At 35.5% G+C, this 21,612-nt stretch carries 20 protein-coding genes; 7 read left to right on the top strand and 13 right to left on the bottom strand.

Annotated elements, in window-relative coordinates; all coding sequences use genetic code 11:
• Positions 1-199 precede the first annotated feature (199 nt).
• Together ACSVH9_RS12730 and ACSVH9_RS12725 are read right to left on the bottom strand one after the other, a co-directional pair.
• The gene (locus ACSVH9_RS12730) at positions 200-1,288 is read right to left on the bottom strand and encodes an efflux RND transporter periplasmic adaptor subunit (protein WP_438064042.1); all 1,089 of its coding nucleotides are present in this window, start codon (positions 1,286-1,288) and stop codon (positions 200-202) included.
• Between the two features lie 65 nt (positions 1,289-1,353).
• On the bottom strand, positions 1,354-2,667 hold the full coding sequence (locus ACSVH9_RS12725) for a TolC family protein (RefSeq protein ID WP_438064041.1): 1,314 nt from the start codon (positions 2,665-2,667) through the stop codon (positions 1,354-1,356).
• A gap of 311 nt (positions 2,668-2,978) precedes the next feature.
• Here ACSVH9_RS12725 and ACSVH9_RS12720 point away from each other — a divergent pair, with 311 nt between their 5' ends.
• Positions 2,979-6,104: a PAS domain S-box protein gene (locus tag ACSVH9_RS12720; RefSeq protein ID WP_438064040.1), complete on the top strand. Its 3,126-nt coding sequence runs from the start codon at positions 2,979-2,981 to the stop codon at positions 6,102-6,104.
• Positions 6,105-6,107: 3 nt separating this feature from the next.
• Here the strand turns inward: ACSVH9_RS12720 and cydB are convergent, their stop codons facing one another.
• The 10 genes from cydB to ACSVH9_RS12670 all read right to left on the bottom strand — a co-directional run bounded on the left by cydB (position 6,108) and on the right by ACSVH9_RS12670 (position 14,064).
• Positions 6,108-7,145 (bottom strand): cytochrome d ubiquinol oxidase subunit II, encoded by a 1,038-nt coding sequence (gene cydB / locus ACSVH9_RS12715; RefSeq protein ID WP_315158378.1) that lies wholly within the window; start codon positions 7,143-7,145, stop codon positions 6,108-6,110.
• Between the two features lie 25 nt (positions 7,146-7,170).
• The gene (locus ACSVH9_RS12710) at positions 7,171-8,511 is read right to left on the bottom strand and encodes a cytochrome ubiquinol oxidase subunit I (protein ID WP_438064039.1); all 1,341 of its coding nucleotides are present in this window, start codon (positions 8,509-8,511) and stop codon (positions 7,171-7,173) included.
• 107 nt (positions 8,512-8,618) lie between these two features.
• Entirely contained in the window at positions 8,619-8,813 is a 195-nt protein-coding gene (locus ACSVH9_RS12705; protein WP_438064038.1) for a DUF6132 family protein, read from the bottom strand.
• Positions 8,810-9,112 carry a thioredoxin gene (gene trxA / locus ACSVH9_RS12700; RefSeq protein WP_438064037.1) on the bottom strand — a complete coding sequence of 101 codons (303 nt, stop codon included), beginning with the start codon at positions 9,110-9,112 and terminating at the stop codon, positions 8,810-8,812. The genes ACSVH9_RS12705 and trxA overlap by 4 nt, the downstream gene beginning before the upstream one ends.
• Positions 9,113-9,119: 7 nt before the next feature.
• Entirely contained in the window at positions 9,120-9,308 is a 189-nt protein-coding gene (locus ACSVH9_RS12695; protein WP_438064036.1) for a hypothetical protein, read from the bottom strand.
• Positions 9,309-9,842: 534 nt separating this feature from the next.
• A complete protein-coding gene (locus tag ACSVH9_RS12690; RefSeq protein ID WP_438064035.1) occupies positions 9,843-10,676 on the bottom strand; it encodes a methyltransferase domain-containing protein in 834 nt (277 codons plus the stop codon).
• 2 nt (positions 10,677-10,678) lie between these two features.
• Positions 10,679-10,882: a YgaP family membrane protein gene (locus ACSVH9_RS12685; protein ID WP_298295599.1), complete on the bottom strand. Its 204-nt coding sequence runs from the start codon at positions 10,880-10,882 to the stop codon at positions 10,679-10,681.
• Between the two features lie 152 nt (positions 10,883-11,034).
• Entirely contained in the window at positions 11,035-12,450 is a 1,416-nt protein-coding gene (locus ACSVH9_RS12680; protein WP_438064034.1) for an MBL fold metallo-hydrolase, read from the bottom strand.
• Positions 12,451-12,528: 78 nt separating this feature from the next.
• Positions 12,529-13,314, bottom strand: a complete 786-nt coding sequence (locus tag ACSVH9_RS12675; protein ID WP_438064033.1) for a sulfite exporter TauE/SafE family protein — start codon at positions 13,312-13,314, stop codon at positions 12,529-12,531.
• 120 nt (positions 13,315-13,434) lie between these two features.
• Positions 13,435-14,064, bottom strand: a complete 630-nt coding sequence (locus ACSVH9_RS12670; RefSeq protein ID WP_438064032.1) for a Crp/Fnr family transcriptional regulator — start codon at positions 14,062-14,064, stop codon at positions 13,435-13,437.
• Between the two features lie 283 nt (positions 14,065-14,347).
• On the opposite strand from ACSVH9_RS12670, the gene ACSVH9_RS12665 reads away from it, so the two are divergent.
• The 4 genes from ACSVH9_RS12665 (at position 14,348) to ACSVH9_RS12650 (ending at position 17,830) form a co-directional block, all read left to right on the top strand.
• Entirely contained in the window at positions 14,348-14,662 is a 315-nt protein-coding gene (locus ACSVH9_RS12665; RefSeq protein WP_159684192.1) for a rhodanese-like domain-containing protein, read from the top strand.
• A 40-nt stretch (positions 14,663-14,702) separates the two neighbouring features.
• Positions 14,703-16,283 carry an NADP-dependent glyceraldehyde-3-phosphate dehydrogenase gene (locus tag ACSVH9_RS12660; protein WP_438064031.1) on the top strand — a complete coding sequence of 527 codons (1,581 nt, stop codon included), beginning with the start codon at positions 14,703-14,705 and terminating at the stop codon, positions 16,281-16,283.
• Positions 16,284-16,636: 353 nt separating this feature from the next.
• Positions 16,637-17,035: a c-type cytochrome gene (locus ACSVH9_RS12655; protein ID WP_438064030.1), complete on the top strand. Its 399-nt coding sequence runs from the start codon at positions 16,637-16,639 to the stop codon at positions 17,033-17,035.
• A gap of 378 nt (positions 17,036-17,413) precedes the next feature.
• Positions 17,414-17,830 (top strand): RrF2 family transcriptional regulator, encoded by a 417-nt coding sequence (locus ACSVH9_RS12650; protein ID WP_159684201.1) that lies wholly within the window; start codon positions 17,414-17,416, stop codon positions 17,828-17,830.
• Positions 17,831-18,047: 217 nt separating this feature from the next.
• Here ACSVH9_RS12650 and ACSVH9_RS12645 read toward each other — a convergent pair whose 3' ends face one another.
• Positions 18,048-18,563: a hypothetical protein gene (locus tag ACSVH9_RS12645; protein WP_438064029.1), complete on the bottom strand. Its 516-nt coding sequence runs from the start codon at positions 18,561-18,563 to the stop codon at positions 18,048-18,050.
• A 415-nt stretch (positions 18,564-18,978) separates the two neighbouring features.
• On the opposite strand from ACSVH9_RS12645, the gene ACSVH9_RS12640 reads away from it, so the two are divergent.
• Both ACSVH9_RS12640 and ACSVH9_RS12635 read left to right on the top strand, forming a co-directional pair.
• Positions 18,979-20,841: a peptidase M61 gene (locus tag ACSVH9_RS12640; protein WP_438064028.1), complete on the top strand. Its 1,863-nt coding sequence runs from the start codon at positions 18,979-18,981 to the stop codon at positions 20,839-20,841.
• Positions 20,842-20,903: 62 nt separating this feature from the next.
• On the top strand, positions 20,904-21,596 hold the full coding sequence (locus ACSVH9_RS12635) for a TapB family protein (protein WP_438064027.1): 693 nt from the start codon (positions 20,904-20,906) through the stop codon (positions 21,594-21,596).
• Positions 21,597-21,612: the final 16 nt, after the last annotated feature.

The raw sequence follows: 21,612 nt of genomic DNA, 5'->3' as shown, positions 1-21,612 counted from the left end.
GAAAAGGTCGGGTCGGGCTATCCGTTGCAATCTTTTTATTCTAAACCCTATCGGGATTTAGAACAAAAAGGATTTCCACTACTATCCCTCACGCATGATTAATGATGTTTTCTATATTTATTGAAACAACTTGAATTCAATACTAATTGTCAGCATACAGCAACTGAATACTACGAAGCTGAACCACTGACCACTTTTTTTATTGTACTGTAACCAAAGCTCCGTTGTACAATTTTCCTTCTGCCGAAACGATATAGTGTTCTTTGGTCGAAAGTCCAGATAAAACTTCTACTTGACTGCCTAATTTTTTACCAACGCGCAACCATCTCAAAATCGCAACATTTCCATTGCCTACAGTGTAAATTCCAGTTAGTTGACCTTGATGCACCAAAGCACTTTCTGGTACAAGCATTCGTTCATTTTTTGCTGAAGGTGTTTTACTTTCAGTAGGAAACTGAACATTTACAAACATTCCAGATAACACTTTCGCTTTCGTTGGTTCTAAATTGATTTTTACCAAATACTGTCCTCCTGTGTTTTTGGCTGAGGCGCTTACTTCTGTCACTTTTCCTTTAAGTGCAGTTGCATTCGATTTTACTAAAATGTCAACCAGCATTCCGTTGCGTATTGCGGTAATATCATTTTCGCTAACCATAGCCGTTACTTGTAGCTTAGAAGCTCCTTCTATGCTAACCAATGGCATTCCAGGATTCGCCATATCGCCTTCTTTTACAAAGGTGTTGGTGACTACTCCACTAAAAGGAGCAGTTATGTTAGTGTAGGAGAATTGGGCTACTACTTCGTTGCGCATTTGTTTGGCGCCTTGCAAGCTAGCTTTTGCCATTTCGTAACGAGCAGTCATGTCATCCAATTCTTTTTGGGAAGCACTTTGTTGTTTGAACAAATTAGTAAAACGGTCGTAATCTTTTTTAGCATTGTTGTAAGCTGCAGTAGCTTGTAGAATACTAGCGTCTACTTGCGCTTTTTTAGCTTGTAAGTCGGTATTATTAATACTAACGATTAATTGTCCTGTAGTTACTTTTTGTCCCACTTGTACGTGCAGTTTGGTGACAAAGCCCATCATTCGGGTACTTAAATTGGCCGAATTTTCAGCTTCGATTTTACCACTCGCCGTAACGAATCCACTAGTACTGTTTTCTGCAATACCACTTACTTTTACTGCAATTGGTGTTTCTTTGTTCAAAGATTCTTTTTTGTCGTCTCCACAAGAAGTCAATACAACTGCGGAAAGGGAAAGTAGGGCTATTATTTTATTACTTATTTTCATATTTTTTATATTGATGTTTTTTAATTCTAAAATCTTGATACGTATTACTCCAGTCTTATTGCTTTTTATTTAGTTAAAAACTGTAAATATTCTTTAGTGATATTGTATTCAAAAACGGCTTGCAGAAGTTCTAATTCTTTTTGGGACATTTGGGTTGCTGCTTGCAATAAATCAGAGGTTTTTTCCAGTCCTTGTTGGAAGCGATTGTTTCGAATACGATAAGCTTCCTCAGATTGTTGAAGGGCTAGTTGCGTCAAGTTTACTTTGTTTTCGGCGTCTTTTAGCTGTCTATTGGTTTTGTTCAATTCTATTTGACTTTGTGCTTTGTACTGTTGGTTTTCAATGCTTGATTTTTGATGCTCTGCTTTGGCTTTTTCCATTTTTCCAATTGATTTGTAACCATCAAACACATTCCAAGATAATTGCGCTCCAACCAAATAACCGCTTGCGCCCATACCTAGTATGTTCTTATCATACAATTCATAACTCCCAAAAGCGTTCAAGCGTGGTAAGAAATTCATTTGACTAGATTGTGCCATTTTTTCATACGCTTTAACCGACTGGTCCATAGCTAAAAGGTCTTTTCTTTCTCCCGATAATAATGGATTGGTTGCGATAGTGTTTATGCTGTTTTCAAGCGTTTCGATGGGCTTAAAAACCGAATTATTTAGGTCTTCATTTATCAGAAAAGCCAGATAGTCAGAGGCGTTTTGAACGTTACTTTTGGCATATTGCAATTGGTTTTTAATTTCATTTACTCTAACTTCAACAGTCAAAACATCTGTTTTTTGTAGCATACTTTGTTTGAAATAATTATTTACGACTTGCAAATTGGAAAGAGCCGTGGTGTTGGCTTTGTTCAAAACACTAACCGCTTTATAGGCGAGTTGCAACTGCATATAAGCTTTATTGATTTCTAATTCAAGGTATTCTTTTGTTCGCTCAGTTTGCAATTGAAAGGCTTCCATTTTGGCCTTAGCGGCTTGTCTACCATAATAGCCGTCTACATTGATAAGAGGTTGCAGGATTTCTATTTTGGTAGCAAAATTTTGAGTTCTTGCTGGATTGTTGAGTAGTGCTGGATTAAAATCGGCTTGTGTTAGAATTTCTTGATTGAGTTTGGAACCAAAAGCCATCAAAGGATTAGTTGTCGATATTCCAGTATGTGAAGCAGTGATACTTGGTAAGAATAATGCATTCGACTGTCTATAGTCAGCTTGTGCCGCTTTGAATGATTGGTCGGCTATTTTGATTTGAAGATTTTTATCAGCGGCTTTATTGATGATTTCTTTTTTTGAAATCACAATTGTATCCTGAGCCCAACTTATAGTTTGGGTGAGTACTAGGGCAATAGCTGCATATAACTTTGTTTTTTTCATTTTTTTACAGTTTGATGAAGCAAAAGTAAGTTCAGAAAAAGGCAAAGTCTGTAACTATTATCACACAGTCTTATTTTATGAATTATAATTAGCGGCAAGTATAATTTATTTGTGAATTTGATATTTTGGCTAATTGATAATCTTTTTTTGAAATAGTGAAAAAGTTGTAATTTTTTTTAAAATCCGATTAATTGTTGTTTTTTTGTGAATACTAATGTTTTAGTTGTTATTTTTTATGAAAAAATTAGCGTACTTTTAATTTTGATAAACAAGATAATGAATATCAAAGGTTGCTATCTAAACGTAAGAGTATGGGGTTCGATTCATCAAATCAACGAGGAGAAATAGAGCAATTAAAAAAAGAGCTTCTTTTTTACCGCTCTTATGATTCTTTTATCAAACAAAACAGTGATTTATTCTGTACGTTTAATCCTGACGGGGAAATTATTTCATTCAGCCCCAATTTTTCACATTTAGGCTACAATAACAATCAATTAGAAGGTGTGCCTTTTCTTCAATTAATTGCTACAGCAGATGTTGAGGCTACAAAAAGTTGTATTCATTCGTCAAAAAAATCGGGTAGTACTGCAACAATTATAAGTAAAGTTTTAGATAGTTCTGCAAATGCCATTTATTATCAATGGCGCTTTTGGTTTGATGTGCCTTCCAATTCCTTTCATGCTTATGCCTTTGATGTAAATGAATTTCAAATTAGTAGACAGGAATTTTTAGCTACTAAGTTGTTTTTTAATGATACTCAAAAGTTGGCCAAAACAGGGAGTTGGATTTTTTATTTTGAAACCGAAGAGTTAATATGGTCCGACGAATTGTATGCTATTTTTGAAATTGACAAGACCACAAATGACCTATATGCAGATTATTTATCTCATTTATCGTTACAAGATTTAGAGTTGTTGAATCGAAAATTGGATGGCATAGTAAAAACCCAAATACCTTATGAAATTGAACATCAAATTCATTTTTCAGATAAGCGCATTAAATGGCTTTTTGCAACAGCAACCCCAATTTTGGATGAGAATAATAAGGTAGTTGGACTAAAAGGAATAGCGCAAGACGTTACCAAAAAGAAAGAATTAGAATTGTTTCTTAAAGCGCAAGAAGAAGTTGATAAGGAAATACAAATCAAAGCATTAGAAGAAAAAAGCAATAACAAGTTTAGAAGTTATATAGAAAATGCGCCCGATGGTATTTTTGTAACAGATGAAAATGGGCGTTTTTTAGAAGTAAATCCAGCAGCAAGTAATATAACTGGGTATTCAAAAGAAGAATTACTCGAAATGTCTACTTTGGATTTTATAGACCCGGAATCACCAGAATTGTGTTATCAATCACTGTATCAAGTAAAGAACTTTGGTACTTGCAAAATCGATTTACAGTTTGCGAATAAAGAAGGCAGTATCCGCTGGTGGTCATTAGATGCGGTTAAACTCTCTGAGATTACTTATTTGGGTTTTGTAAAAGACATTACTGAAAGAAAAAAAATAGAGAAAGAAGTACAAGAAAGTGAAGAGCGTTACAGAGTTTTAGTCCAACAAATGCTGGATGCTATTGTTATTTCAACTATTGATGGACAAATCTTGAGTGTTAACGAAAATGCCTGTACAATTACTGGCTATTCCGAAAAAGAGTTACTTACGAAATCCATTTATGATTTTGTAGCCAATGATGAGGTTTTGATAAAACCGCTACAGTTTGAAAAATTACACTTAGGATTGTCTGTCCAATCTGAGCGAAAGATTGTGCTGAATGAAAACAAAGTACTCTACGCAGAACTTAATTCTAAGTTGTTACATGATGGTACTGTATTGACAATTGTACGAGATATTACAGAACGAAAAACAGCGGAGAATCTATTGATTGAAAACGAGCAATTTTTACTAGAAACACAACGCATTGCAAGTATAGGCACTTTTAGTATCGATTTGACGACTAATGTATGGACACGTTCTAAGCTTTTGGATGTAATTTTTGGTATAGAATCCACTAATAATTTTAATTCTTATGATTGGCTTTCACTAGTGCATCCTGACCATAAAGAGATAATGGTAGAGTATACTACCAATAAAGTGCTTGGTGAGAAACAGCCCTTTAATAAAGAGTATAAAATCATAAGAGCCAATGATGGTGAGGAACGATGGTTGCACGGTAATGGTTCTTTAAAACTTGATAATGAAGGAAAGCCATCTGTTTTGGTAGGAACAATTCGGGATGTGACGGAAAGAAAGCTACTTGAAATAGAATTGATAAAAGCCAAAGAAAAAGCAGAAGAAGCAAATAAAGCAAAAACAGAATTCTTGGCCAATATGAGTCATGAAATAAGAACACCTTTAAACGGAATTATTGGTTTTTCAGATTTATTGTCCGCAACAAATCTTGACAAGAATCAAATGGAGTACATGGATACAATTCATCAATCTGCCATCACTTTGTTGGGAATCATTAATAATATTCTGGATTTTTCTAAAATAGAATCAGGCAAATTAGAGTTAAGTATTGAAGAAACAGATTTGTATGATTTGGTACATCAAACCATTAATTTGTTTAAATTCCAGGCGCAGCAAAAACAAATAGACCTGTCTTTATCAATACATGACGAGGTTCCCAGATATGTTTGGGCTGATTCCTTAAGACTCAAGCAAGTATTAGTAAATTTGATAAATAATGCTATTAAGTTTACTTCCTTTGGTCAAATTCATCTGGATTTGAAAGTGATTAAAATTCAAGAAAAGCTATATTCAATATTATTTTCAGTAAAAGATACAGGAATTGGAATCAAATTAAAAAATCAAAAAAAGATTTTTCAATCTTTTGTGCAAGAAGATGCAACTACTTCAAGACAGTTTGGAGGCTCAGGTTTGGGGTTAACAATTTCTAATCAATTATTAGGGTTAATGAAAAGTGAACTGCAATTAAAAAGCCATCAAGGAGAAGGAAGTGATTTCTATTTTTCAATAGATTTCGAGCAAGCAAACGAACCAAAAACAAAATTAATAAAAACGCCACCAATAGTAGAAATGCAAACTGAAGTAAATTATGCCAATTTGAACGTAATGATAGTTGAGGATAATGCAGTAAATAGATTCCTTGCCTTAACCCTCATAAAACGAATTATTCCTAATGCAACAATTGTTGAAGCTCAAAATGGAGAAGAGGCGGTAGCGATTACAAAAAATAAGTCTTTCGAATTGATACTTATGGACATACAAATGCCTATTATGAATGGTTATGAAGCTGCTGTCGAAATTAGAAAAAATCCAAAATTCAATTCTGTGCCAATCATTGCTCTTACCGCAGGAATTCTAAATGGCGAAAGAGAAAAATGTTTAGAGTATGGAATGAACGATTATCTTTCTAAACCTATTCTTGCTAAAGATTTACAGCAAATGATTCAAAAATGGGTACTTATTAAGGACTAATTTTTAATAGCTAGTATCGTCTAATTTTACTTTTCCATTGAAGGTTTTGTACAAAAAGAAAAAGTAAGCCCCCAATAATGGCGCACCAATTGCCACAATAGTTAGCATGATTCCCAACGATTTTTGCGAAGAAGCAGCGTTGTAAATCGTAACACTGTACTCAGGGTTTATGGTAGAAATTAAAAGAGTTGGGTACAAATGAAGAGCTACCAATATCAATAAAAGCGACATCGTTAACGAAGAGAAAATCAAAGCGCGCATGTATTGTTTTTTGGACACCAGCCTTGGTACATTGGCTACTGCCAAAAAAGAAATCACTGGAACCGCAAAATAAATAGGATTGCTTCTAAAATTCTCAGTCACTCCGGGAATGAATATTAGTGTGTATAGCGAAGTGATTCCAAAACTAACAATGAAAAAAATCATTCCTCTTCTCAGCAAGAACGTCAAACGCTGGTGTAAGGTTCCTTCGGTTTTTAATAATAAGTATATTGCACCTTGGGTCATAAAAAGCGATAGGGTAGTAAATCCAACCATAATCGCATAAGGATTAAGAAAGGAAAAAAAGATGCCGCCTTTGTAGCTAAAATTAGGTCCCAAAGCAAAGCCTTGCAGAATATTACCCAATACAACGCCCAACAAAAAAGCAATCATTATACTCGAAGTGCTATAAACTACATCCCAAGTTTTGCGCCACCATACCATTTCCTCTGCACTTCTGAATTTAATTGCAGCCGCACGAAGCACATTAAAAAACAAGAATATCATAAAAGGCACATACATGGCAGAAAGCATGGTCGCATACATCACAGGGAAGCCTGCAAATAATGCTCCGCCACCAATAACCAACCAAACCTGATTGGCATCCCAAACCGGACCAATGGCATTGATGGCGATTCGACGACTCAAATCTTTTCTAAAAAACAAATGCCATGCGCCAGCACCAAAATCAAATCCTTCTAAAATCGCATAACCTGAGAACAAGAGTCCAATGACTAAATACCAAAGCGTGGGATAATCTATGCCTAAAAAATACTCCATAAGTGTAAAGTTGTGGGTAAGTAAATCAGTTTAAAACAGCGTCGGACGCATCATAGGGACCATGTTTTACTTTTTTATTGACAGAATAAAGGAATAAAACCAAAAGTAAAGAATAGACTAGCGTAAAAAGCACCAATGAAAATACAATTTGATTAGCCGAAACTTCTTGAGAGAAAGCTTGACTCGTTCTTAATTGACCATATACCACCCAAGGTTGTCTGCCCATTTCGGCTGTAAACCATCCTACCTGATTGGCTATTTGAGGAAGTAGAACAGAGTAGGAGAAAATAGTCAATAGCCATTTGGTCTCGAACAATCTTCCTTTGAACCACAAGAAGCTGGCATAGAAAGTAAGCGCAATCAAAAACAAACCAATAGCCACCATAATATGGTAAAATTGAAACACTGCATTGATTTGGCTAGGTCGGTCTTGTTCCGGAAAGTCATTCAAACCTTTGATAGGCGCTTTAAAATCCTGATGAACCAAGAACGATAACCCACCCGGAATACCAATGCCTGTTACGGTTTGGTCTTTTTTATTTACCCAACCCATAAGATATAAATCGGCGGGAGCATTTTTTTTAAAATGACCTTCCATAGCAGCTAATTTTGCTGGCTGATTCACCGCCACTCCATCAGCAGAGCTGTGTCCAGAAAGTAATTGTGTAAAAGAAAAGAAAGTAGCCACTCCCAACGCAATCGGAAAAGCTTTTTTAGAAATGGCAATAAAACGTCCTTTTTTTAAGTAGTAGGCATGAACACTTAATACTAAAAACGCTCCTGCCAAAAAAGAACCTTGCCAAGTATGTATCAATCGGTCTACACTTGAAGGATTAAAAACCATCGCCCAAAAATCGGTTACTTCAGCGCGAGCGTGCAAGCCTTCGCCTACGATATGATAGCCTGCTGGGGTTTGTTGCCAAGAATTAGCCACCACAATCCAAACCGCCGAAAACATAGAACCTAAAAATACACCAATGGTAGACACCAAATGCACCCATGGTTTTACTCGATTCCAACCAAAGAGCAATACACCCAAAAAGGTACTTTCTAATCCAAAAGCAAAAAGACCTTCAGCGGCAAGTGCACTTCCAAAAATATCACCCACATAACGTGAATATACCGCCCAGTTGGTTCCAAATTCAAATTCCATAATGATGCCTGTGGCAACACCAATTCCGAAAGTTAAAGCGAAAATTTTAATCCAAAAACGAGTAAGAGTTTCGTATTCTTTATTGCCAGTTTTGATATAAATACTTTCAAAAAGTACGATAAGCAATCCAATGCCTATGCTCAAAGGCGGATAGATATAATGAAAGGCAACGGTAAAAGCAAACTGGATTCGAGCTAATATTTCAACATCCATGATAGTGGGTTTAGTAGTCCTACAAATTTAGTTGACTTCAACCAAATATTGCCGCTTTTTTTAGCCATTTATCAAAAAAGTAACTTTTGTTGAAGATAAAATTGGAGCTATTTTTTGGACTTCTTCTCAAACAAATTGCCAATTAATCCTCCTAATAATCCACCGTATAAAGTGCTATTGATTGGTTTTGAGGTAATAGCGCAGCTTCCAGAAGAACAACCAATGGCTGCATAATACCAATATCCTGCAATCAATCCAATAGCGATTCCAACCGAGGTAACTATAATGCCTTGTTTACTCATGGGTTGCTTTTTTCTACGATAATTTTGACCAATTCATCTTTGCTCACCACCCCAGATTGTCTCCACAATTGTTTCCCGTTTTGAAACAAAAGCATAGTGGGTACGCCGCGAACTTGGTACTGAGCCGCAATCGCTTGATTTTTGTCCACATCAATTTTGATAATTGTGATACGTTCACCAAGGCTTTCCTTTACTTGTTTCAGAATAGGAGCGAGCATTTGGCAAGGACCACACCAAGTCGCGAAAAAGTCAACCAAAACAGGTTGGTCTTTCTGTATCAACTGTTGAAAAGCGTTCATAGTCTATTTATTTTTTAGGAATAGCGCAACCATCTGCCCCGCAACCCCAGTTAAACAAAGCTTGTAGCAAGAAAAACAAACCAAAAACAATAAAAAACCATTCTCGAGTAGCATAAGCCTCTCCAAATAAGAAAAGTGCAAAAACCAATCGAACCCAGCGCATCAAATGCCAATTGGTAAATAAAAGTGTTTTCATTTTCGTGTTTATAATTTTGATTTATTATTTTTTTTAGGAACAGCAACAAATGGGCATTTCAGGAATCACCGTCCCGCTATCCGCTATATCTTTGCTTTTTTAAAGGAAAAAAGCAAAGGATGCCGCTACTATCGGGGTTAAAGAGCAGCAATTTGCATCTTAGTATTCATTGTTGCCATTCTTTATTTTGCAAAACTGAGTTCAATTTCCTGCAAGGTTTTCGAAAAATTTTAAGCCTTTTTTAAACTCCATTTCCTGCAAGGTTTTCAAAGCCTTGTAGGTATATTTTAAGTTCAATTTCCTGCAAGATTTTCGAAATCCTATAGGTGTTTTTGAATTTCATTTCCTGCAAGATTTTCGAAATCCTATAGGTGTTTTTTGAGTTCAATTTCCTGCAAGGTTTTCAAAACCTTGTAGGTATATTTTGAGTTCAATTTCCTTTAAGGTTTTCAAAACCTTGTAGGTATATTTTAAATACTTTAGCCTTTAACTTGAAAAAATCATCATCTCAAAAGCAAACAATAATACGAAAGTTTAATCAACAAGCGCAATGCTGTACTCTGGTTCATAAACAAGTAGCTCTTTCAATTGTTCCAGAGAAATTTCGTTGGTACTCATAACAATCAAATCAGTAAAGGTGCTGTTGATTTGTGCATTAATTACTTCTGGAATTGCACCTATTTTCTGAAGTACCGTTTTCGTGCAATTCGAACAAGTGATGCCACTCAAAGTGAAACATTGCACAATCACTTCAGATTTTTTCTCAAAAACAAAAAACAATTCCGATTGCGCTCTTGGCGTAACCGAGTTATAAGATGTTTCTAGAATTTTAAATTGAAAAGCTTCTGAAAATAACTGTTCGTATTCGGTTTTATTGCCGCCAAAAGGCGGACTTACCTCAAAACTGCGATTAAAAAGTAACCCTGTTATTTTTCCGCTTTTGGACAACAATTGATGCATTTTCCAAACATATTTTTGACGCATTTGCGGAGGCAAAGCACAAAAGAAAGTTTGTTCCAAAATCAAATCATAGCTACCCTTATGTTCAAAAAAATCCCCCTGAATAACACGAATAGCAGTTGTATTTTTGAATTTATCTTTTAATTTTTCAACGAGCGTAGGAGCAATATCAATAACAGTAATATTGGTAAACCCTTTTTCTAAGAGATATTCCGCCTCATAAGTATTTCCACAACCCGGAATCAACACCGAAATTGTAGTATCTTTCAATTGGTCAACATACGCTTTGATTGGTGGAGAAATCGTTCCCAAATCCCAACCCGTAGTTTCAGATTGGTATTGTAAATCCCAATACGATTCATCTAATGGTTTCTCACAACTCTTTACGCAACAATTCAAATCCTCCATACTTATTTTTTCTTAATCGTTGAAATTCCAAACGGCAAATACAACGGACAAAAACTAATAAAACTCGTTAACACAAATACTAGCGCTAACCCTAATCCAATCATTCCCAAAGTTCCCTCAATTACTTTGAAATAGTATAGCCCAAAAAGCAAGACTGCTATAAAAACTCGAATTCTTTTGTCGGTAACACCCATGTTTTTTTTCATGATGATTAATTTTAGTTGTTAATGTACTATTTGTTCAAGTATTGTCTTTTTCAAGTAGTATTTTACTTCTTGTATTTCTAACCTCTAACCTCTAACCTCTAACCTCTAACTTCTAACTTCTAACTTCTAACTTCTAACTTCTAACCTCTACCTTATTTCAACACTTTGCTTTGGCAAACAAAATCGGTTTTAGGAACGGTTGTTTTTGCTATAGCGCCAAAACCGCCTTCAATTTCAGTGAAATTTCTAAATCCTCTTGCTTGCAAAATAGAAGCCGCAATCATACTGCGATATCCACCTGCACAATGCATAAAGAAATGTTGTTTCGGGTCGATAGTGGTTATCCAGTCATTAATGGCGGATAAGGGTTTATTATATGCTTCAGCTACGTGTTCTGCGCTGTATTCACTTTCTTTTCTGATATCAATAACAACGTCTTTTGTAATATCTACCTTTTGCTCAAATTCAGCTGATGAAATTCGATGAATGGTGTCAATTTCTTTTTGGGCTGCTGTCCAGCTCTCAAAACCTCCCTCTAGGTGCCCTAAAATATGGTCAAAACCAACACGACTCAATCGGGTTACGGTCTCTTCTTCACGTCCTTTTTCGGTAACCAAAAGAAGCGGTTGTTGTACATCGGCAATCATAGCGCCTACCCATGGGGCAAAATCACCATTGATTCCAATATTGATAGATTGTGGTATAAAGGCTTTGTAAAAATCGCCACTATTGCGAGTATCTAAAACTAATGCGCCTGTTTCATCAGCAATTCTTTCAAAATCGGTTGCTGAAAGTGCTTGCATACCGTTATGTAAAACTTTGTCAAAACTTTCGTAACCTTTTTTATTCATGGCTACATTCATTCCAAAATAGGCTGGAGGAGGCAGTAAACCATCGGTTACTTCTTTTATGAATTCGGCTTCAGTCATGTTGGCTCTTAAAGCATAATTGGTAGCTTTTTGTTGTCCAATCGTAGAAACCGTTTCTTTGCTCATGTTTTTACCACAAGCACTTCCAGCTCCGTGTGCGGGATACACAATCACTTCATCAGCTAGAGTCATAATTTTATCTCTTAACGAATGAAATAAGATGCCTGCCAATTGCTCCTGTGTCATTCCAGCCGCTTTTTGTGCCAAGTCAGGACGTCCTACATCTCCAATGAATAGAGTGTCTCCAGAGAATATGGCATGTTCTTTACCCGTTTCGTCAATCAACAAATAGGTAGTACTTTCCATGGTGTGTCCTGGAGTGTGCAATACTTTTATTTTGATGTTTCCAATTTCAAAAGTCTGATTATCTGTAGCCACAATAGCTTCAAATTCTGGTTTTGCAGTTGGACCATATACAATGGGAGCATTAGTAGCTTTACTCAAATCCAAGTGACCCGAAACGAAATCGGCATGGAAATGCGTTTCAAAAATATATTTTAAACGAACATTATCTCGTTCCAAACGGGCTAAATACGGCTGTACTTCTCTCAAAGGGTCAATAATAGCCGCTTCGCCATTTGAAGTGATATAGTAGGCACCTTGAGCCAAACAACCTGTATATATTTGTTCTATTTGCATGGTATTTTGTTTTATTGAGTACACAAAGGTACTATTGATTTTTTATAGAAAAAGTGATAAATGTTACATATTTATGGGCTAAAAAAAGACTTCTTTGGTTATGATATAAATGCCCATCACCAAAATAAACCAACCAAAAAGCGGTTTGAGTTTGGCGCCATCATTTTTTTTAGAAAGCTGAATGCCAATTAGAATTCCGATAAAAGCCATAGCGGCAATAGTCAGTAAAAAAGTATAATCTATTGGGGTTCCGATGTATAAATCACCTCCAAAGCCAATAGCCGAATTGATAAAAATGATTAAAAGTGAAGTGCCAACGGCTTGTTTCATTGGTAAATTGGCAAAAAAGAGCAGAGCTGGAATTATTAAAAAACCACCACCAGCACCCAAGAAACCAGTTATAATTCCAACGATAAATCCAATAACCCCCAATTGAACATAATTGGTAGAAGTGGATACAATTTCAGGTAATTTTCTTCTTATCATTGAGACAGCTGCCAAAATCATCAAAACGGAAAAGACAATCATGATTAAAAAGTCTTTCGATACTTGAAAACTAGCAATAGAAAATAGGGTAGAAGCAATCTGAGGAAAAATAACTTCTCTAATAATCAGGATTGAAAACACAGAAGGGATTGCGAAATACAAAGCGGCTTTTATTTTTAGATTTCCCATTTTGTAATGGCTATAACAACCAAATAGAGCCGATAATCCAACGATAAATAAGGAATAGCTAGTTGCCAATTCTGGGTCGATTTTGAATAAATAAACCAAAATTGGAATCGTCAAAATAGACCCCCCACCACCAATGAGTCCCAATGATAGACCAATAATTATTGAAGCAAAATAACCAATATATTCCATGTTTCTTTTTTTTGTGATGCAAAGATGTGACTTTACTTTTTAGTCTTTGGTAATTTTAGTCACATTCGCATTTTAAGTCACAATGTTTATAATGTAGAGAAGGTTGAGGTAACTGTGGAATTATTTAATCAAAACTTCGATATGGTTGCGGTGCAATTTTACCAAACCTCTTTGCTCCATTTTTTTTAAGAGTCTCGAAATCACTTCTCGAGAAGTATTTAAATCCATCCCAATTTCTTGATGCGATAACTTTAAATCTTTGCAACCACATGATGCTACTTGACGTTTTAAATAAAATTCTAAGCGTTCGTCCATGGCTCTAAATGCCACACTATCTAATACTTCTAGGACTTCTTCAAAACGATTGCGGTACGTAGCAACGACAAATTCATACCATGAACGGTGCTCCATCATCCATTTGTCCATCAATGATAGTGGAACCGAAATGAGTTCGGCATCTTCAACCACCTTGGCCATGATTTGGCTTTTTTCACTTCTAGTAGCACATACCATAGAGAGTGCGCAAGCTTGACCTGGTTGTAAATAATACATGAAAAATTCTCCTCCATCTTCGTCTTCACGATAAATCTTAATCTTCCCGCTAATTACCAGCATCGTATTTTTGATGTACTGTCCGGTGCGCATAATTACTGTGCCAGCTGGAATAAATTGTTCATTCGCATTTTGGTCAATAGCATCGATTAGTGTATTCGAAAAAGAGGGGAAAGATTGTTTTATGGATGGGTTCATTTCTGATGAAATTTAGTAGTTGTTGACTACTACAAATATAGCACAAAATCGATAGGATGAGGTGTATTCTATTTGTTGATTAATTGTTGTTTTTTATGTTATTATTTAAAATACTATTTAATTAATTATGAAATATGATGCTTTATTAGTGATTATTTTGTAAAAATGCAATTTTGTTGTTTTTTGTAATTTACGATATCGTTTTCTACGAAATATTATCCATTTAACATTTTTACGCCTTTTTGTTTCTGTAAAACATCGTAATTTTACAAAAAAAGAAGCTATGAATTTAACACAAGAAGATTGGATTGAGCAATTAGAAGCCGATTCAAATGCAGTTATACTTGATGTAAGAACTGAAGACGAATACAATGATGGAATTATCGCATCTGCCTTAAATATTGATATTCACCAAGGTCCAGCGTTTATCTCAGCTATAGAAGCGTTGGATAAGTCTAAAAATTATTATGTGTACTGTCGTTCTGGTGCAAGAAGTGCAAAAGCTTGTGAAATCATGAATGAATTGGGTTTTGAAAATGCCTATAACTTATTAGGAGGTATTTTGGCCTGGAACGGTGAAATTGTAGCGCCAGACTAATGCTACAATAAGACTATTATTAATTTTTAAATTGTTATCAATGGAAGTAATACCGCAAGAATATCAAATACATACACTTGTCAATCAAGATACTTATCTCGTAAATGGTGAGTTAAAAAAATGGACAGGAAAAACAACTCCCGTATATTCAACTATTTCCTCCACTGCAGACTACGCTCCAACTTTATTAGGCTCTATTCCATTTATGGGTGAAGCCGAAGCTTTAGAAGCGGTAGAAGCGGCTCACAATGCTTACAATAATGGCCAAGGTTTATGGCCTACTATGAAAGTAGCGGACCGCATTAAATGCATGGAAAACTTCGTTTCTCAAATGAAATCAACAAGAGAAGAAGTGGTAAAATTGTTGATGTGGGAAATAGGAAAGTCCTTGGGAGATTCCGAAAAAGAATTTGACAGAACGGTTGAGTACATTTATGACACTATCGAAAGTTTGAAAGAATTAAACAGTCGTAGTGCTCATTTTTCAAAAGTACAAGGAATTCATGCCATGGTGCGTCGTGGACCATTAGGCGTTGTACTTTGTTTAGGACCTTATAATTACCCTTTGAATGAAACTTTTTCATTACTGATTCCCGCTTTGATTATGGGAAATCCAGTAATTTTTAAACCTGCAAAACACGGTGTTTTATTGATTTCTCCTTTATTAGAAGCCTTCAGAAGTAGTTTTCCAAAAGGAGCCATCAACATTTTATATGGACGTGGAAGAGAGGTAGCGACTCCAGTAATGCAATCGGGAAAAGTAGATTTGTTAGCCTTGATTGGTAACAGTAAATCAGCTATTGCTTTGCAAGACCAGCACCCAAATAAAAACCGTTTGCGTTTGATTTTAGGTTTAGAAGCCAAAAACCCAGCAATTATATTACCTGATGCCGATTTGGATTTAGCAATTCAAGAATGTATAACTGGTGCGCTTTCGTTCAATGGACAACGTTGTACTGCTTTGAAAGTATTGTATGTTCACGAATCGATTGCAAGTGAATTTAATACGCGTTTTGCAGCAAAAGTAGATGAATTGAAATTCGGAAATCCGTGGGAAAAAGGCGTGATGCTTACCCCTCTTCCAGAAGTTGAAAAACCCAATTATATTCAGGAATTAATTGATGACGCCATCGCCAAAGGAGCAAAAGTTATCAATGCCAAAGGGGGACAAAAAACCGAAAATTCAATTTTTCCAGCGGTTGTTTTTCCAGTAAATAAAGACATGCGAGTGTACCATGAAGAGCAATTTGGACCAATCGTTCCTATTTTGACTTTCAAAGACATTCAAGAACCATTGAACGATATGGCAGAGTCCAACTATGGACAGCAAGTGAGTTTGTTTGGAAAAGACATCAAAACCATTGCGCCACTAATTGATACTTTGGTAAACTTAGTTTGTAGAGTAAACTTGAACAGTTCTTGTCAAAGAGGACCAGACGTTTTCCCGTTTACAGGTCGAAAAGATTCTGCTGTTGCTACATTGAGTATTCATGATGCGTTGCGTTCATTCTCCATCAGAACTTTTGTAGCGTCAAAAGACAATGCTTACAATAATGCGATTCTGCAAGATTTATTAAATAGCAAAGAATCCAATTTTATCAATACAGATTACATATTGTAAAAATCAATTTTCTACTTACCTAAACGCCTCATTCTTATGTTTGAGGCGTTTTTTTTATGCGTTTTAACCCAGAATCCGCATTAGACTTTGTAGCGAAACTAAATTATTCAATAAAAGCAAGAGCTCACGGACTATTTTTGAAGAAGGAATACTTTCGTATTTTGAATTTAAAAATGGGAGTAAGTTCTTGGTTTTGAAGAAGAATTTAGTTGTAGTAAATTTCTAATGCGGAATCTGGGTTTAATAGTCAAAATGTTATAATTTTTTGTGAAATTGGGGATAAATGATATTTATCAGTTTTTTCAACGAGCAATTGTTATAAATTTGAGTAACAATACTAAATCGATTTCGCCATGAAAACCAATTTTTCTTATTTATTAGTTATGGTTTTATTCATCATCGGAGGACAACTTGTTTCTGCTCAAGATTCAGATTGGAAAGCCCCAAAAACTGCCGATGCACTCAAAAATCCTTTCAAAGGCAATACTAAGGCTACCGCTGAAGGAAAACGTATTTACGAACAAATGTGTGTACTGTGTCACGGAATAAAAGGAAAAGGAAATGGAGAAGCTGGACTTACTTTAGACAAAAAACCAGCCAACTTCTTAGCCTTCAAAGTTAAAAAAGAATCCGATGGCGTAATTTTTTGGAAAATAACTAATGGGAAAGCTCCAATGGCTGCCTATGAAGAGTTATTAACCGAAGACCAACGCTGGCAATTGGTCAATTACATCCGAGAACTTGAAAAATAATATAAGCACTATTTTATCAAAAAGAAACTAAAAATAGCGACCACTAAGGTTAAGCAACAATTGCATCGTGAACCTAAATATTTGCCGCTTCGATGGCGAGTACTTCCCAATGCAATAATCAATCTTTTAGCATTTTTAATTTCTGGATTTGTTATAGGTGTACTAGTGTATTGGTTGGTGAACTTTATGCTCAAATTGTTTTACCATTTAAAGTAATTCTAGTATCCAAACATGGGTTTGTTTTAAAGGGCCGCTTTAGGAATACTAAAGTGGTCCTTTTTTTTTAAATTCTTTAACGATTAACTTCCTATAATCTGGCGCAATTTATTTCTCTTTGCTCTAGTTGTTTTTTTTGTATTTTAGCAAAAAATAATCAAAATGCTATCACAAAAAACCAAATATGCCTTAAAGGCACTGCTTTATTTGGCACAACAAAAAGAAGGTGAAATAGCCAAAACGATAGCTATTTCTGAAGGAGCTAACATACCCAAAAAATTCTTAGAGCAAATTTTATTAGACTTAAAACGCGCTCATTTTGTTGGTAGTAAACAAGGAAAATTAGGAGGGTATTACCTTTTGAAATCCAAAGATGCAATTACATTGGCCGACATACATCGTTTATTCGATGGAGCCATCGCGTTATTGCCATGTGCTTCGCTCAATTTCTACGAGCGTTGTTCGGATTGCGCAGACGAAGCCACTTGCCACTTGCGCCACGGCCTAATCTCAGTTCGTGAAGAAACGCTTAAATCCATGCAACAAATTACGATTGCCTCATTGGTAACACAACAATAAAAAATAGAAAACCGCTTTTTCAGAGTAGGTAGACAATGCAAATTAGGCTGTCCGGGCAGGCTATCCACTACAAGTCCGCAGGAACCCGTTCATAAAACATAACCCCAAAAGGAGCTTCCGCTGGTCGCTCTTTTGGGGTTTGTTTTATAAAAAGAACGGCTTCCTTTACGGGCTTTCCGTTACTATCCTTAACAGAATTAGAGAATCAACACCATTTTCATTCCTCATCATCGTCTTCACCATCTCCCATATTCTCAAAAAAAGCATCAGGGTCAAACGGAATATCTTCATCAGGGTCTTTGTCGTGTGCGCTTACTCCAGGCGGATTGAATAATCCCCAATCGTCCTTGATGTAATTCCATTGGTCAAAGTTTTCAACCCAGTCCACAAATAAAAGCCGGAACTCTTCGATTTCACTTCTCAATAACCGAATATAATCTTGGTCGGGTATATTTTCTTCATAGCGCAAACTTCCTGCTTGTACATACAAATCTCTAGCCGCCTTCCGAACAAGAGTAGCATTTTCCATCTTTAAATCGTACAAATCAATAGCGCTAGCTCCCGCTATTTTTGGCGCTAGCAACATCGCGTTTTCCATCATAAAACGCACGGTGGTTTCTTGAAGGTATTCATTGTCTTTTGGAACAATTTCTACTAAACCCATCGTGATTTTTAAAATTTGAAGGGCTTTTTGGTACAATGGCATTTGCTCTAATCGGTCTCGTCTTGACATAGTGATTGGGTAGAATTAACTTGTTGTAAGTTATAAAAAACTACATAAATATAAGTTGTAGCACTTAAAAATAAAATCAAGAAGCTTTAATAGGATGCACAACTTTATTCAGATTAAAATTAAAACTGTTTTAAGGTTAAGTTGTTGTTAGTCAGATGCACAGCCTGTTTTTGAAAAAAGGTAAATACAGTACTGTTTATTTTCTGGATAGAAATTGCAAAAAAACCAAGATTTATGAGGTTTTATAAGATGGATATAGTTTAAAAAACTATCATTGGATTATTTTTTTTTATCTAATTTGTTAATATTGAGAATAATATGTTAAATTTACTACTATTGAAAATAGAAATTTACTTCCTAGTTTCATTTATTTTAACAATACAGTCGACTTAATTTATCTCTAAAATTTTTTATTATGAAAAAACATTTAATACTGCTACTCTTTTTACAATTAGTAATATGGAGTTGTTCAACTACTAAGGATACAGTTCGTTCTTCTAAAAACGAAGTAAAAGCTACATTAGATTTAGTGAATGTGTCTAATGATAAAGTAAAAGTGACGGTAAAGCCAGCACAAATTACGGCAACAACAATTTCGTATCAATTAGCCAAGATTATTCCCGGTACGTATGCAATTGCTGATTATGGGCGTTATGTTGATGATTTCAAGGCCTATGATGCATCAGGAAAAGAACTTACTGTGACTAAAAAAGATGTCAATACTTGGACAATCTCCAATGCCAATCAATTGGACCGTGTAGAATACCTAGTCAACGACACCTATGATTCTGAAGAAGGGCAAGCATTTGCCGAAAATTCTACGACCATTTTCTCTCCAGCGGGAACTAATATTTTACAAGGTGAAAATTTTATGCTGAACCTTTGTGGATTTGTGGGGTATTTTGATAACCAAAAAGACTTTACTTATAAACTAACAGTAAATCACCCAAAAGATTTAGTGGGAACTACTGCATTAATCGATACGGATAAAAGTGATACAAATGACATTTTTCAATTGTCGCGCTACGCCGAAGTAGTAGACAGCCCAATTATGTATGCCAAACCAGATGTGTCTTCATTTTCTGTAGACGGAATGGATGTGTATTTGCACGTATACTCTCCACGCAATAAAAGCATTAATTCACAAGCGCTGCTACCCGATATAAAGAAAATGATAACCGCACAGAAAAAATTCTTGGGCAAGATTAATACTACTAAAAAGTATGCAATCCTTGTATATATCACCTCAATGAACAACGATGATGCTAAAGGTTTGGGGGCTTTAGAACATAATACTTCAACTACGGCAACTTTTAAGGATGATATGAAAATAACGGAATTGATTCACGTTATTTCTCATGAGTTTTTCCATACACTAACACCGCTTAAAGTACATTCGAAAGAAATACACGATTTTGATTTTAATCAACCGCAGATGTCACAACATTTGTGGATGTATGAAGGTTTTACAGAATACTTCGCCAATCTATTCCAAGTAAAAGAAGGTTTGATTGATGCCGCTGTTTTTTATAATACGATGAGCGAAAAGTTATTGAATTCAAGAACCTACTTCAAAGACGATTTGTCGTTTACTGAAATGAGTAAAAACGTTTTAGTTCCTGCAATGAAAAAACAATATCCCAACGTTTACGAAAAAGGAGCGTTGATGGCCATGTGCTTGGATGTAATTATTAGAGATAAAAGTAACGGTAAACGCGGAATCCTAAGCGTTATGGGTGAATTATCACAAATATACGGACCAACAAGACCCTTCGACGACAATGCCTTTATAGCAGAGTTCACAAAAATTACCTATCCAGAAGTAGGGGAGTTTTTGCAAACGCACATTGTAAAAGGAGTGCCTATCAATTATAACGAATACTTGTCAAAAGTTGGGGTATCTACCACTAAAGTCCAAATACCAGTTAAAATCGCATTCTATTTTGATAATAAGATGTTCTTAAAAATGGATGAAAAGAAAAATGTCTATATAGATGCCAAAGACGGCTCAAATGAGTTTATCAAAGCAATTGGTTTTGAAAATAATGACCAAGTAATGGAATTAAATGGAATCCCAGTAAACGGAGAAGACATCAATAAATTACTGATGCCTGTTTATGGGTTAGAAGTAGGAGCACCATTTAAGGCGAAAATTATTCGAAATGGTAGCGAAAAACAATTGAGTGGGTCAGTAAAATTAAATACATCTGAAGGCGATGGATTCCGCTATACAGATACGTCCAAACAAGCTTTAAACCAATTGTGGTTAAAAGGATAATCGTTTACGATAACAAAATCTAAAGATTGCCGATTAAACGTGAAATAGGTAAAAAATAAAAGATGAAAGCAACTGTCAAAAACACTTGCATTCTTTTCCTCTGTGTATTGCTTAGTTTTTCCTTTTATTCGTTGAACTGCGAAGGATATTATGCTACCAAAAAAGGAACTGTAATGGAGATGAAAGTTTTGGATAACAAAAACAATGTAACAGGTAAGTCCCTACTCGAAGTTATTGAAAACAGACATGAAGGAGGAAAAAGTATAGCAGTTGTTAAAACGCAAGTTACAGATTTGAAAAAAAACAAAACAACCGAATCTTCTTATGAACTAGTATGTGATGGAGCAGAGACTGCGATAAACATGCTCAAATCTGTCGAAGCGAGTTTAAAAAAGAGTACACAATTCAGTCAATCAAGTGTTTCGGGTAATAATCCTGTTTTTCCTAATACGATGAAAGTTGGGCAAACTTTGCCAGAAGCAACAATTAGCATCAGCGTGAAAGGAGAAATTAGTTTGGATAGTGGCGTCAAAATTTATGACCGAAAGGTTGTAGCGGAAGAAAAGATTACCCTGGAAGCGGGAACTTTTGACTGTATTGTTATCACTTACACAGAGGATACATCCATTTTGTTCAATAAAACAAAAAAATATAAAGTGTGGATGGCTAGAGGAGTTGGAATTGTTAAATCTGAGGAGTATGATAAAAAAGAGCGACTTGAAAAAGTAGTGGAACTTACTAAGTTTTCAAAATAATCATAAATCAGTATAA

This window comes from Flavobacterium sp. RSSB_23 (assembly GCF_051547145.1).
Classification (GTDB): Bacteria; Bacteroidota; Bacteroidia; order Flavobacteriales; family Flavobacteriaceae; genus Flavobacterium.
This window is presented reverse-complemented; position numbering and strand designations above follow the sequence as displayed.

What these genes read in the sequence shown, in the direction of transcription:
- ACSVH9_RS12730 (WP_438064042.1), bottom strand. Translation starts at nt 1,288, where the DNA reads ATGAAAATAAGTAATAAAATAATAGCCCTACTTTCCCTTTCCGCAGTT.
- ACSVH9_RS12635 (WP_438064027.1), top strand. Translation starts at nt 20,904, where the DNA reads ATGAAAGCAACTGTCAAAAACACTTGCATTCTTTTCCTCTGTGTATTG.
- ACSVH9_RS12720 (WP_438064040.1), top strand. Translation starts at nt 2,979, where the DNA reads ATGGGGTTCGATTCATCAAATCAACGAGGAGAAATAGAGCAATTAAAA.
- ACSVH9_RS12660 (WP_438064031.1), top strand. Translation starts at nt 14,703, where the DNA reads ATGGAAGTAATACCGCAAGAATATCAAATACATACACTTGTCAATCAA.
- ACSVH9_RS12665 (WP_159684192.1), top strand. Translation starts at nt 14,348, where the DNA reads ATGAATTTAACACAAGAAGATTGGATTGAGCAATTAGAAGCCGATTCA.
- ACSVH9_RS12655 (WP_438064030.1), top strand. Translation starts at nt 16,637, where the DNA reads ATGAAAACCAATTTTTCTTATTTATTAGTTATGGTTTTATTCATCATC.
- ACSVH9_RS12705 (WP_438064038.1), bottom strand. Translation starts at nt 8,813, where the DNA reads ATGAGTAAACAAGGCATTATAGTTACCTCGGTTGGAATCGCTATTGGA.
- ACSVH9_RS12640 (WP_438064028.1), top strand. Translation starts at nt 18,979, where the DNA reads ATGAAAAAACATTTAATACTGCTACTCTTTTTACAATTAGTAATATGG.
- ACSVH9_RS12670 (WP_438064032.1), bottom strand. Translation starts at nt 14,064, where the DNA reads ATGAACCCATCCATAAAACAATCTTTCCCCTCTTTTTCGAATACACTA.
- ACSVH9_RS12675 (WP_438064033.1), bottom strand. Translation starts at nt 13,314, where the DNA reads ATGGAATATATTGGTTATTTTGCTTCAATAATTATTGGTCTATCATTG.
- ACSVH9_RS12650 (WP_159684201.1), top strand. Translation starts at nt 17,414, where the DNA reads ATGCTATCACAAAAAACCAAATATGCCTTAAAGGCACTGCTTTATTTG.
- ACSVH9_RS12645 (WP_438064029.1), bottom strand. Translation starts at nt 18,563, where the DNA reads ATGTCAAGACGAGACCGATTAGAGCAAATGCCATTGTACCAAAAAGCC.
- ACSVH9_RS12685 (WP_298295599.1), bottom strand. Translation starts at nt 10,882, where the DNA reads ATGAAAAAAAACATGGGTGTTACCGACAAAAGAATTCGAGTTTTTATA.
- ACSVH9_RS12710 (WP_438064039.1), bottom strand. Translation starts at nt 8,511, where the DNA reads ATGGATGTTGAAATATTAGCTCGAATCCAGTTTGCTTTTACCGTTGCC.
- ACSVH9_RS12680 (WP_438064034.1), bottom strand. Translation starts at nt 12,450, where the DNA reads ATGCAAATAGAACAAATATATACAGGTTGTTTGGCTCAAGGTGCCTAC.
- ACSVH9_RS12695 (WP_438064036.1), bottom strand. Translation starts at nt 9,308, where the DNA reads ATGAAAACACTTTTATTTACCAATTGGCATTTGATGCGCTGGGTTCGA.
- trxA (WP_438064037.1), bottom strand. Translation starts at nt 9,112, where the DNA reads ATGAACGCTTTTCAACAGTTGATACAGAAAGACCAACCTGTTTTGGTT.
- ACSVH9_RS12690 (WP_438064035.1), bottom strand. Translation starts at nt 10,676, where the DNA reads ATGGAGGATTTGAATTGTTGCGTAAAGAGTTGTGAGAAACCATTAGAT.
- cydB (WP_315158378.1), bottom strand. Translation starts at nt 7,145, where the DNA reads ATGGAGTATTTTTTAGGCATAGATTATCCCACGCTTTGGTATTTAGTC.
- ACSVH9_RS12725 (WP_438064041.1), bottom strand. Translation starts at nt 2,667, where the DNA reads ATGAAAAAAACAAAGTTATATGCAGCTATTGCCCTAGTACTCACCCAA.